The sequence below is a fragment of the Segatella copri genome (assembly GCF_019249765.2).
Classification (GTDB): domain Bacteria; phylum Bacteroidota; class Bacteroidia; order Bacteroidales; family Bacteroidaceae; genus Prevotella; species Prevotella copri_K.
Window position 1 is genome coordinate 2,715,183 of sequence record NZ_CP152484.1, and the last position, 11,823, is coordinate 2,727,005.

The 11,823-nt window shown below is 48.3% G+C and carries 11 protein-coding genes; 10 read left to right on the forward strand and 1 reads right to left on the reverse strand.

Annotated elements, in window-relative coordinates; translation table 11 throughout:
• The first annotated feature begins 1 nt into the window (after nucleotide 1).
• The 9 genes from nadD (at nucleotide 2) to KUA46_RS11700 (ending at nucleotide 9,352) form a co-directional block, all read left to right on the forward strand.
• Nucleotides 2–574, forward strand: coding sequence for a nicotinate (nicotinamide) nucleotide adenylyltransferase (gene nadD, locus KUA46_RS11660; RefSeq protein ID WP_117728062.1), 573 nt, complete (start codon nucleotides 2–4; stop codon nucleotides 572–574).
• Between the two features lie 55 nt (nucleotides 575–629).
• Nucleotides 630–2,537 carry a phosphoethanolamine transferase gene (locus tag KUA46_RS11665; protein WP_153080211.1) on the forward strand — a complete coding sequence of 636 codons (1,908 nt, stop codon included), beginning with the start codon at nucleotides 630–632 and terminating at the stop codon, nucleotides 2,535–2,537.
• A 2-nt stretch (nucleotides 2,538–2,539) separates the two neighbouring features.
• Nucleotides 2,540–3,685: an acyltransferase family protein gene (locus KUA46_RS11670; protein WP_218486729.1), complete on the forward strand. Its 1,146-nt coding sequence runs from the start codon at nucleotides 2,540–2,542 to the stop codon at nucleotides 3,683–3,685.
• Between the two features lie 9 nt (nucleotides 3,686–3,694).
• Complete coding sequence (locus tag KUA46_RS11675) at nucleotides 3,695–4,699, forward strand: acyltransferase family protein (protein WP_218486728.1); 1,005 nt, start codon at nucleotides 3,695–3,697, stop codon at nucleotides 4,697–4,699.
• Between the two features lie 34 nt (nucleotides 4,700–4,733).
• Entirely contained in the window at nucleotides 4,734–5,639 is a 906-nt protein-coding gene (locus tag KUA46_RS11680; RefSeq protein ID WP_218486727.1) for a decaprenyl-phosphate phosphoribosyltransferase, read from the forward strand.
• A 4-nt stretch (nucleotides 5,640–5,643) separates the two neighbouring features.
• On the forward strand, nucleotides 5,644–6,288 hold the full coding sequence (locus KUA46_RS11685; protein WP_218486726.1) for an HAD family hydrolase: 645 nt from the start codon (nucleotides 5,644–5,646) through the stop codon (nucleotides 6,286–6,288).
• A gap of 122 nt (nucleotides 6,289–6,410) precedes the next feature.
• Entirely contained in the window at nucleotides 6,411–7,391 is a 981-nt protein-coding gene (locus tag KUA46_RS11690; RefSeq protein WP_218486725.1) for an acyltransferase family protein, read from the forward strand.
• Nucleotides 7,392–7,443: 52 nt separating this feature from the next.
• On the forward strand, nucleotides 7,444–7,881 hold the full coding sequence (locus KUA46_RS11695) for a GtrA family protein (RefSeq protein WP_218486724.1): 438 nt from the start codon (nucleotides 7,444–7,446) through the stop codon (nucleotides 7,879–7,881).
• Between the two features lie 31 nt (nucleotides 7,882–7,912).
• Nucleotides 7,913–9,352: a DUF6080 domain-containing protein gene (locus KUA46_RS11700; protein ID WP_218486723.1), complete on the forward strand. Its 1,440-nt coding sequence runs from the start codon at nucleotides 7,913–7,915 to the stop codon at nucleotides 9,350–9,352.
• Between the two features lie 3 nt (nucleotides 9,353–9,355).
• Here the strand turns inward: KUA46_RS11700 and KUA46_RS11705 are convergent, their stop codons facing one another.
• A complete protein-coding gene (locus KUA46_RS11705) occupies nucleotides 9,356–10,225 on the reverse strand; it encodes a beta-1,6-N-acetylglucosaminyltransferase (RefSeq protein WP_153119405.1) in 870 nt (289 codons plus the stop codon).
• 229 nt (nucleotides 10,226–10,454) lie between these two features.
• Here KUA46_RS11705 and KUA46_RS11710 point away from each other — a divergent pair, with 229 nt between their 5' ends.
• Nucleotides 10,455–11,792, forward strand: a complete 1,338-nt coding sequence (locus KUA46_RS11710; RefSeq protein WP_254364565.1) for a DUF6080 domain-containing protein — start codon at nucleotides 10,455–10,457, stop codon at nucleotides 11,790–11,792.
• The last annotated feature ends 31 nt before the right edge of the window (nucleotides 11,793–11,823 follow it).

Genomic DNA, 11,823 nt, shown 5'->3' on the forward strand with positions numbered 1-11,823 from the left:
AATGAAGAAGGTAGGAATCTTTGGCGGTAGCTTCAACCCCATCCATACGGGCCATATCGCATTGGCGAAAAGCCTTTGCGAGAAGGCCTGCCTGGATGAGGTGTGGTTCATGGTTTCGCCCATGAACCCATTCAAGAAGACCGCTACCGACTTGCTCGACGACCAGCTGCGCCTGGAAATGGTAGAAAAAGCGCTGGAGCACGAGCCACAACTGAAGGCATGCGACTACGAGTTCCGCCTGCCTAAGCCATCTTATACCTGGCACACGCTGCAAGCCATCAGCAAGGATTACCCCGAAAACGAGTTCACCCTACTGATCGGTGGCGACAACTGGGCTGCTTTCGACAAGTGGTACCACCACGACGACATCCTAGCCCACTATCCCATCGTGGTTTATCCGCGTCAGGGAGCCAGCATAGGCAATGTGCCAGAAGGCGTTACCATCGTAGAAACTCCACTGCTCAACATCAGCAGCACGGAAATCAGAAAGCGTATCAAAGAGGAGGAAAGCATCAGGGGAATGGTGCCGGAATGCATCGAACAACTGGCTGTCAGAAACTACAGGCAGCTCTAAGCATCCCTCTCTCCGAAAACGCTTAAAATCATATTTAAACAACAAACAGCAAAAAATGAGTTGGAAAGAAATCATTAAGAAGTGTCTGAACGTGGCTTCTGCGCCGATTCGCAGAAATGCCAACTTCTTTGTGTTCATGTACCTGCTGGGCATGATCAGTTCTATCGTGACTACACCAGCCAAGGGGACTTTATACGACAACCTGTTCCTGGAACTCTTTGTCGACCTCTATGTTGTGTGTGCCGTTGTCGCCATCTTCCCCAAGAAGGTGCGCTGGGGTCTGCGTGCCGTACTATACCTTATATTATATAGTACAGCTGCCGCCGACACCTATTGCTACGTGAATTTCGGCTCTACGCTCAACCCTTCTATGCTGATGCTGGTGGGCGAGACCAACAGTTCGGAGGCTAGCAGTTTCCTCTCAGCCCTCATCTCTGCCGAGGTTCTCTTCAGTAGTGTGGGCTGGATTCTGCTTCTGGCTCTCATCCAGATTCTCATCGCCATCTTCCGCAAGCAACTCATCAAGCTATACGTTTTCATCATTACTGTTCTGGAGTTGGCTTCTGTCAAGAAACGGCTGATGGCTATCCCCCGCATGACTGCAGCCATGCCTGCCAGTTTCGGAATCCTATGCCTCATCATCTTCATCATAGGATGCTGCACCTCCTGGCACAACAAGATGGCTTACCATAAACTCATGAACGGTAGAACGATAGGCGAAGTAGAGCATATCCTGACAGAAAAGGATCATGCTGTACTCTATCTGCCTGTCTACCGACTCCAATTCAGCATCTATGCCAACCAGCTGGCTGCGCATCAGATTACCCAACTCATTCATGCTGCCCACGAAGTAAAGGTTGACAGCTGCAGCTACCGCTCGCCAAACATCGTGCTGATTATCGGCGAAAGCTTCGGCCGCCATCATTCCCAGCAGTACGGCTATTTTATGGATACCACTCCACAGCAGGTAGCCTTGGAGAAATCGCGCAAACTCACCAAGTTTACCGATGTGGTAACCTGCTGGAACCTGACCAGTTTCGTTTTCAAGAACATGCTCTCTACCCATGTGGTAGGCGAGAAAGGCGAATGGTGCGACTATCCGCTCTTCCCTGAAGTGTTCCGAAAGGCAGGCTATAACGTAACCTTCATCACCAACGAATTCCTGCCACAGGCAAAGGAGGCGGTTTACGACTTCAGCGGCGGTTTCTTCCTGAACAACCCGGAACTGAGCAAACTTCAGTTTGACCATCGCAACACCCAGCTCCACGACCTGGACGACGGACTGCTGAAGGATTATGATGACAGTCTGAAGAACTTCCAGAAGGAGCACAACCTCACCATCTTCCACCTGATGGGACAGCATGTAAACTATAAGCAGCGCTACCGCACCAAGCAAGCCCGGTTCTGGGCAAGCAGTTATGAAGACAAGCGCCCTGAACTGACCAATGCCCAGCGCAAGATGCTGAGTCATTACGATAACGCCACCCTCTACAACGACTCTATCGTAGCCCAGATTGTAAAGCGTTTCCAGAAGCAGGATGCCATCGTCATCTACGTGCCCGACCATGGCGAGGAATGCTACGAAGAGAACCGAGGCTTCATCTGCCGTAACCATTCTGCAGAAATCGACTGGCCGCTGGCTCACTATGAGTTTGAAATTCCGTTCTGGATATACTGTTCGCCAAAATATATCAGGAACCACCGCGATATCTACCGTCAGATACGCAAGGCTAAGGACAAGCGCTTCATGACCGACGCCCTGCCTCATCTTCTGTTATATCTGGCTGGCATTGAGACACCTACCTATAAGGAGGAATATAACATCCTGAGTCCGAAATATGACGAGATGCGACCACGTATCCTCAAAAACTCTGCCGATTACGACAAACTTCGTGATGCGCATCTGGAAAAGATAAAAAAGGAAGAAAGTAAAAAGGTAAAAAAGAAAGAAAGGAGAAACTGATTATGAATAGTGCTATTCTATCACGCCCGGCATGCAATGCCCTGAGAGGACTCGCCATCATCGGCATCTTCTTGCATAACTACTGCCATTGGCTGGGACCTATTGTCAAGGAGAACGAGTATCAATACTTCCAGCACAATGTTGACTGGCTGAACCAGGTAATGGTCAGCATGGACCTCAACCTGCCTGTGCACTTGCTCTCGTTCTTCGGCCATTACGGTGTGCCCGTATTCCTCTTTCTGAGTGCTTACGGACTGGTGATGAAATACGAGGCTAAACCTCATCTCTCTACCGAACAGCAGGCCAGAATGTACAACATCTCGGGCAAGAAACTTACAGGAAGCATCAACTGGCGCGAACCGCTCCACTTTATCCGCTATCACTATCTGAAACTCTTCAAGATGATGATAGTAGGTTTCGTGGCATTCACGATGCTCGACCTTATCACGCCTGGCTCTCACCACTATGCAGCGCTCGACATCGTTGCGATGCTGGGCATGTTCAATAATGTATTGCCAAATCCGGATAACATCATCTGGCCGGGTCCGTACTGGTTCTTCGGTCTGATGCTGCAACTTTACATCGTCTATCGTCTGCTGCTCTATCGCCGCCATTGGGGATGGACCGTAGGATTGATGGCCATCTGCATCGTCATCCAGCTCCTCCTGGGCTTTGACAATCCGGAGAGTGAAGTGATGAACCGCTACCGCTACAACTTTATGGGCGGCATGTTGCCATTCGGTTTGGGCATACTCTATGCCAGATATGGCGAAAAGATACTCATGACGTTCCATTCGCCTATCACCAACTTCTTTGGCTGCATCTTCTGCATCTCGCTTATCTACAGTCTGAGCGGCAGCATGGTTGGCTGGACCTTCGTGCCTTTCTTCTTCTGTCTGCTGAGCGTATTGGTAGCCGACCTGCTCCAGAACATCAGCTGGCTATCAGGTATTTATAAGGTATTAGAGTGGATGGGCAGCATCTCCGCCGCTCTCTTCGTATGCCACCCTATCACCCGCAAGATATTCATCCCTATCAGCCGTCAGGGCGACATCTATGCCGGTCTGCTCCTCTACATCATATCGAGCATCTGCCTGGCATGGCTCTTCACCCTACTGATGAAGAAGATTCCAAACCCGAAATATTAAAAGAAAATCATGAAGATTAAAGATATAGAACTGGCGAATATCAGCCGGTTTCGCGGCGAGTTGATGGGAGCAGCCATGCTGTTCATCATCCTCTTTCATGTGGCATTGCCTAGAGAAGATGCCTTTTTCGGGCTTCGCAGAATGGGCAATGTCGGTGTAGACATGTTCCTCTTTCTCAGCGGAATAGGTCTCTGGTTCTCGTGGATGAAGAATCCTTCTGCCAAGCATTTCTTCATCCGCCGTTATCTGCGCATCTACCCTACCTGGCTCATCATAGCCTGCCTCTTCTATATCCCTTCTTTCCAGGGCGGAAGCACCTGGAACTGGATCTATCTCTTTGGAGAGATAACCATCAACTGGGGCTTCTGGCTGCATGATGAGCTCAACTTCTGGTACATCCCGGCTACGATGATGCTCTATCTCTTTGCCCCTGCCTACATGGAACTCATCAAGCGCCATCCTATCTACCGCTGGCTGCCGGTGGTGATGATCATGTGGTGCATCCTGGTACAATATGTTACCCCGATACATCAGGCTGTAGGACATCTGGAGATTTTCTGGAGCCGCGTGCCTATCTTCTTCATCGGCATCAACATGGGTGAGATGGTAAGACAGAAACAGACGCTCGACGGCGCTTCGATATGGATGATATGGCTCATGTTCCTAATGACGCTGCTGGCGAGCATCTTTCTGGAACAGGAGAAGCATGGCATGTTTCCGCTCTTCCTGGAACGCATGCTCTATATCCCGCTCACCATCACCAGCATCCTGCTGCTGAACCGCATCTTCCGCCGCACACCGAGCTGGTTTAACAAGGGGTTCATGTTTGTGGGAGCGCTGAGTCTGGAGTGTTATCTGCTCCATATCCACTTCGTGCTGAAATACCTAGAACCGCATCACTTGGGCTATTGGCCTACCTTCTTCATCTGCATAGGCATCACCCTGCCTGCAGCATGGATTCTGAGCAAGATAACCGGATGGATTTCTAAAGAGTTAGCTAAGTTTATCAAGTAAAAAGGAGTTTATTTATTAAGAAAATTGGAGTTTTATGAACGAGAATAAATTGGAAGACAGTAAAGGTTTTGCTGCGCTGCTGCGACTGGTTCGCCCAAAACAATGGATCAAGAATGGCTTTATCTTCTTACCGCTGTTCTTTGGCGGCGCCCTGTTGCATGCAGATGCCCTGCAGGAGGGTCTGATTACTTTCTTCGCCTACAGTTTTGCCGCATCGAGCATCTATTGTTTCAACGATATCTATGATGTGGAGGCCGACCGCCGCCACCCGGTCAAGTGCCATCGTCCGATAGCATCGGGGGCGGTCAGCATCAAACAGGCATACGGACTGATGTTCCTGATGTTTGCCCTCTCTATGGGTATATGCAGCCTGCTCGGCTCATGGGAGACGATGGGAATCATCATCTTCTATTGGCTTCTGAATCTCGGCTACTGCGCCAAATTCAAGCAATATGCCATCATCGATGTATGTATCGTGGCTTTCGGTTTCGTACTCCGTCTGCTGGCAGGTGGTGTAGCAACGGGCATCGTACTCAGTAAGTGGATTGTGCTGATGACCTTCCTCATCACCCTCTTCATGAGTTTTGCCAAGCGCCGCGATGATGTACTGCGCATGGAAAAGACGGGCGAGGCTCCCCGCAAGAATACCATCCGCTACAACCTCACTTTCATTAACCAGGCTATCACAATTACGGCTTCCGTAACCCTGGTATGTTACATCATGTATACGGTGAGTCCGGAGGTAATTGATAATTTCCATACTGATTATCTCTATCTTACGAGTGTCTTTGTGCTGGTAGGTTTGCTGAGATACATCCAGATAGCCGTGGTAGACCAGAAGAGTGGTGACCCTACGAAGATTATCCTGCGCGACCGCATCACCCAGTTTATCGTGCTCGCCTGGTTGCTCTCCTTCCTGATCCTTATTTATATCGTATAAGAAAATGAAGAAGAAAATATATTGTTTCGATTTCGACGGAACGCTGACAACAAGCGATACCCTGCTGGAATTCATCAGATATGCCAAGGGTACCGGTCGTTTTCTGATGGTTTTCCTGATGTACAGTCCGCTCCTGGTACTGATGAAGTTGCATCTTTTTCCCAACTGGAAGGCGAAGCAACTCATCTTTGCCCATCTTTTTGCCGGCATGCGTATCGAGAAGTTTGATGCGCTCTGCCGCGATTTTGCCGAAGAATACCAGCATCTGTTGCGCCCCAAAGGTGTTACGCTGGTACACGAAGCCCTGGTTGCAGGTGCTCAGGTTTTCATCGTGAGTGCCAGCATCGACAATTGGGTCCGCCCGTTCTTTAAAGTTCGCGGCCTGGATGGAGTCAGGGTTTTAGGCACCCAGATAGAAGTGATTGACGGCAGACTTACCGGCAAGTTCAAGAGCAACAACTGCTATGGCGAGGAAAAGGTGCATCGCATCTGCGAGGCACTGACCACCACAACCGCCAATGCCTACGGTACCCCCTCATTATCTTTCGACCGCACGCAATACGAGATAGAGGCATTTGGCGACAGCCGAGGCGACAAGGAGATGCTCGCCTATGCCGATAAAGGTCATTACAAGCCCTTCAGAATTTAGAAACGCATAACGGAAGACAGGAAAGCCTAACGGAGTCGCGAACCATCTTGCCAAGTACCCATGTACGGCGAAACGCCGTACCAAGTATACCAACTTACTGACTTACAATACATTAGCTTGTTATGAAACAAAGGAATACAGACATCGACTGGATAAGAGCCATCCTCATTATTCTCATGATATTGATTCATATCGTGAGTTTCGGCAACGCATACCCCCAGCTCAAGGCAGGCATTCTCTCGTTTATGATGCCTACCTTCCTCATCATTACGGGCTATCTCGTGAATATCGAGAAAAGCCCAAAGGAGATGGGAAGATACCTGATGTGTCTCGCTTTGCCTTACGTCATCATGGTTACCGGGTTTTCTGTACTTTCCTATTTCATGCCCGTAAGAGATGGCATCACGGAACTATCCCTCGCGCAGATTTGCGAGAAGATATTCGTTACTTCCATCGGTCCCTATTGGTTCATCCAGACCATGATTATCTGCGGCATTCTCTATTACGTCAGTTTCAAGGGAGCAACCTGGGGAAAACTCAGACAAGGGGAAACAACGATGAGTACCACTACAAGCCTCTTCATCTTCGCCACCCTACTCCTGCTCCTGTCCAAGACACCTGCTCTTTCGCCGAGTGCCGCCACCTATTATTTCATCGGCGTGGTGCTCAGACAATGCCATATCGGCTTTGACAGGATATTCCGTCCTTCCCCAGCAGCCCTACTTCTCTGGCTGCTACTTCTGGGCATGGAAGAATGGTACGACTGGGGCACGCTCGCCATCGTCTTCTCCTGCTGGTGCTGCATTTCATCCCTGATGTGGATACACAGCCTCATCAACCGCCTACAGGATCATGCCTACGTTCGAAAGACAGAAGACACCTTATTATATATAGGCCGCAACACGCTGCCTATCTACCTCTTCCACCCAATCTTTACGATGGCAGCCAAGTTTTATCATCCCCTCTTTAGCTGGGACAGGAGCGAGATTATCTTCGCCCTCGTTACCATTTTCATCGCTATAGCCGGAAGCATCGGCATCGCCAAGATGATGGAGAAGACCCATCTGGCTTATCTCTTCGGAAAAGGAAAGATGCTGAGATAAATAATACCAGGATATATTTGGTAATTTGGAGATTTTGAAGTACTTTTGCAACATGAATATCAAGAACAAGATAAATAATATGGATGATGCCAAGCGAGAGAAGCTGGGCGAAGTCATCAGATTCGGAATCGTAGGCGGACTGGCTACGGTACTGCAATATGTCATCTACCTGGCTATGATGCCGGCGCTGGCCCATTTCATCCCCAACATGGGCGACCACAGTCTGGCTACCACAGCCAACACCATCGCCTACATCGTGAGTTTCATCTTCAATTTCATCGCCAGTACCCGCTATACCTTCAAGGTAAAGGCGAATGCCAAGCGCGGAGCAGGATTCACCCTCTCCCACGTCGTCAATTACTCGATGCAGACCCTCTGCCTCAACCTCTTCGTAGGCTTGGGTCTAGCCAAACAGCTGGCTATGATACCCACCCTCTGCATCTGCATCCCGGTAAACTTCCTCCTGGTAAGGTTCTTCCTGAAGAAATAAGGGGATTCCCAAAACACGATAAAAGAAAGATATGAAAAAGATATTCGATATTTTTAAAATCAAGAAAGAGGAAAGAGTTTCAGCACTCGTCGCACTCATCATAGCATGTGCCCTCAATGCCCTGACTGTCATCAAATACCACAGCCAGTTCTCGCAGATTACAGATAATTATCACAAACTCTTTGTCAAGACCTTCCATGTGGCAGGTTTCGACCCGCTTACCTATAGCATCGTATCTCACTGGGACACAGAATATAACGTATACCGCCACCCGCTGCTGGCGTTCTTCATGTATATCCCGAATCAGATAAATCAAGGATTGATGATGCTTACCGGCATCAACTGCGTTCAGTTTGTCGTGGGAGCTATCCTGGTGTTCTGCGCCTTCTATTCCTTCATTTTCCTTTACCGTATATTCAGAGAAGTGATTGGTACAGAGCGCTTTGATGCCAATCTACTCTCTGCCTTCTATTTCTCTTTTGCCTATGTGATGGTTTCAGCGATGGTACCCGACCATTTCATCATGTCGATGATCATACTCCTCTGTACCCTGTATATCACAGGCGTATGCATGAAGAAAGGCAGACAGCTTACCATCTGGCAGACTATCCTGCTCTTTGTATTTACAGCGGGCGTATCGCTCAACAATGGTCTGAAGACCTATCTTGCCGCCCTTTTCACCAATGGCAGAAAGTTCTTCAGTATCAAATACTTCCTGATAGGAGTCATCCTTCCTGCCGCACTCATGTGGGCTTTCGCCAGATGGGAATACCGCACCTTCGTATGGCCTAAGGAGATGGCAAGACACGAGGCTAAGATGAAGAAAAACAAGGAAGCCACAGCCAAGATTTACCAGCAATACCGCGACAGCACTGGCGTGAAAGACTCGGCAAAGGTAGAAACTGCCGTCAGGAAAATCATCAAGGATAAAGCGCATGCCAAATATGTTCGTGACCATAAACAGATATGGAACAAGAACACGGGCAAGCCTATCGCCAAGGGCGAATTCATGAACTGGACCGACAAGACGACCTCCCGCTCGCAAACTCTGGTCGAGAATTTCTTCGGTGAAAGCATCATGCTGCACCAGCAGAACCTTCTGGGCGATGTATTGCGCAACCGTCCGGTTATCGTGAAATACCAGTCTGCGGTCAATTATGTGGTAGAGACATGCATCGTTGTGCTTTTCTTACTTGGCATCCTTGCCGGAAGAAAATCAAAGTTCCTCTGGCTCACCCTGACATTCTTCCTGATGGATACTGCCCTCCATATCGGTTTGGGCTTCGGTATCAACGAGGTATATATCATGACTGCCCACTATATGTATGCCCTTCCTATCGCCATCGCCTTCCTGGCGCTCAAGGCAAAAGGAAAGAACCTGAAATGGGCCTTCAGAGGATTGATGCTCGCCATCACCCTCTATCTGTGGATAAGCAACGGATATCTGCTGGTAGACTACATGCTAGGATAAATATTAGCAAGAAGCCTTGATCCAGCGGATGATATCCTCATGCTTCATATCAAACTTACGGGCAAAGAGGCGGTTGCTTTGTTCCAGCTCCTCTTTGTCTGCAAAAGTCCAAACGTATGGATTGCCCCGTTTCCAGTCGATAAGTCGCATGCAGCCCTCATATTCATCTTTTTCAGAATACAGGGCGGCTCTAAAGGCAGGCTGATTCCATACCAGGGTCTGCAGGAAGAACTCATCAGGGCAGAAGGTATAATTGAATCTTTTCAATACAAACGGCTTCTGGCTCACCACATACTCCACGCATGCCTGCGTGATGCTCACCCAGTTGGCACCCTTGGCAAAATCCATCTTCTGGCGATGCAGGAACGGCATGAGCAGCATCGAAAGATATTTATTCAGTCGCCTGGTAATGGCATTCAAAGCCCCATACTTCGAGCGGGTAAGACTGGTAAATAGCCAATAACGCATCATCTTCCGGCGGCAATCCCATTCAAATTCCTCACCATGATTGATGCCCACAAACTCCTTACCCTGATGCTCCTCAAAGAACTGATGGATGTAATCCTGCGATTTGATAGGTAAATCCTGACCACTCAGCAGATGGTAGTAGGCATAAGGTCCATGCTTCAAAGCCTCCTCGAAAAGCACATACTCCGCCTTAATCTGGCTCAGATTTCCCCAACGCACATCCACCCTCTGTTCCAATAAAAAGAGGCGTGCCTTGGAAAGAACCAGCGGTTCGGCACCATCAAGCATATCCGATTTCCGGTCGATATGCAGAAATATATCATTTCGCTCATCATCGAGCATCGACAGCAATACCCTCAGAAGCGGTAAACTGCCATGAGCCATTATCAAAAAAGCATGTTTCATTGTCATTATTTATCTTTATTATCCAACTGTCCGTCCTGATGACTTTTTCATCATCATTGCGACAAAGATACACCAAATAAAAGAGAATACAAAATAAAACTCCGTTTTTATCAGAAAAAAGACACAAAATAGAGCCTTTCTTTTTGAATATTCAGAAAAAACAATTACTTTTGCAGCGCTAAGAAGGAGATGCGGCATGCATCAGCCCAGCAAAAAAAATAATCAGAGAATGAACAATATATTTAGAATTAAAAAAGAAGAAAGGCTCTTTGCCTTGATTACACTCATCGTTATCATCGCCTTTAATGTGCTGATGATAACCTATCATTTTGATGATTTCGGCAAACCGAAAGCAGGATTCTGGACACTCTTCACCAAGAACTTTCAGATTTCAGGTTTCGACCCCTACACCTACCTTACCCTCTCGAAGTGGAAGGTGTATTACACGGAGTATCGCCATCCCATGCTCCCTTTCTTCCTCTATCCTTTCTCGCTACTGAACGGCTGGCTGATAGAACTCACCTCCCGCAACTGGGCAACTACCATCGTGGCGGTGATGATGACATTCTTCTCCACCTACTCCACCCTCTTCTTTAGAAGAATCTTCAGAGAGGTGATGCAGCTGAAGGCTATAGACAGCAATGTGCTCACAGCGATGCTTTTTTCCTTTGCCTACGTGCTGCTCGTCACCTTTGTGGATGACCATTTCGGCATGTCGCTTTTCTTCCTGTCAATGACACTTTATCTGGCAGGCAAACAGCAGCAGGAACACCGCAGCATGCCTTGGTGGCAAACAGCCCTGCTCTTTTTCTTCACGGCAGGCATCACGCTGAGTAATGGCGCCAAGACCTTCCTTGCCGCCCTCTTTACCAATGGCAAAAAACTCTTCCGTCTGAAATATTTGGCATTGGGCATCATCTTGCCTACCCTTCTGATAGGTGCTGCAGGCATCTACCAGAACAAGGCATTCATCATTCCGAACCGCCTGGAAGGAGAAAGGCTCGTGGCTCAGAAAGCAGCGAAAGACAGTACTTTCAGAGCCAAAATGGAACAGAAACAAAAGCACGATAAGGCTATCGCAGGCAAGAATATCCAGAAACGGGGCATGCTTTCATGGGCAGATATGTCTATCTCCCGTTCAGTATCACTGGTAGAAAACGTTTTTGGCGAATCGCTTATCCTGCACAGAGAACATCTGCTGGAAGATATCCACAGCCACCGCCCGATATTCGTGAAATATCAGACACCTATTCCTTATATCATAGAGAGTATCATCGTGATTCTGCTGTGTATGGGCTTTTGGATGGGAAGAAGATCGGTCTTTCTCTGGCTCACTGCCTCATGGGTGGCATGCGATGCCTTCATTCATCTGATAATGGGATTCGGACTGAACGAGGTTTACATCATGGCTGCCCATTGGGCGTTCATCATTCCGATCTGTATCGGATATATCATCAGAAACTGTAAGGAGAAATATCTGCCTTATCTTCGTGGAACACTCGCAGTTATCACCATCTTCCTGTTCTTCTATAACAGCACGCTGATATTCCAGTATCTCACAAGATAAAAAAAGAGAATCCGACAAGATAAAAAAGTAT

Excerpts from the sequence above, each read along its gene's own strand:
- KUA46_RS11705 (WP_153119405.1), bottom strand. The coding sequence starts at position 10,225 with ATGAAACATGCTTTTTTGATAATGGCTCATGGCAGTTTACCGCTTCTG.
- nadD (WP_117728062.1), top strand. The coding sequence starts at position 2 with ATGAAGAAGGTAGGAATCTTTGGCGGTAGCTTCAACCCCATCCATACG.
- KUA46_RS11710 (WP_254364565.1), top strand. The coding sequence starts at position 10,455 with ATGAACAATATATTTAGAATTAAAAAAGAAGAAAGGCTCTTTGCCTTG.
- KUA46_RS11700 (WP_218486723.1), top strand. The coding sequence starts at position 7,913 with ATGAAAAAGATATTCGATATTTTTAAAATCAAGAAAGAGGAAAGAGTT.
- KUA46_RS11690 (WP_218486725.1), top strand. The coding sequence starts at position 6,411 with ATGAAACAAAGGAATACAGACATCGACTGGATAAGAGCCATCCTCATT.
- KUA46_RS11675 (WP_218486728.1), top strand. The coding sequence starts at position 3,695 with ATGAAGATTAAAGATATAGAACTGGCGAATATCAGCCGGTTTCGCGGC.
- KUA46_RS11685 (WP_218486726.1), top strand. The coding sequence starts at position 5,644 with ATGAAGAAGAAAATATATTGTTTCGATTTCGACGGAACGCTGACAACA.
- KUA46_RS11695 (WP_218486724.1), top strand. The coding sequence starts at position 7,444 with ATGAATATCAAGAACAAGATAAATAATATGGATGATGCCAAGCGAGAG.
- KUA46_RS11665 (WP_153080211.1), top strand. The coding sequence starts at position 630 with ATGAGTTGGAAAGAAATCATTAAGAAGTGTCTGAACGTGGCTTCTGCG.
- KUA46_RS11670 (WP_218486729.1), top strand. The coding sequence starts at position 2,540 with ATGAATAGTGCTATTCTATCACGCCCGGCATGCAATGCCCTGAGAGGA.
- KUA46_RS11680 (WP_218486727.1), top strand. The coding sequence starts at position 4,734 with ATGAACGAGAATAAATTGGAAGACAGTAAAGGTTTTGCTGCGCTGCTG.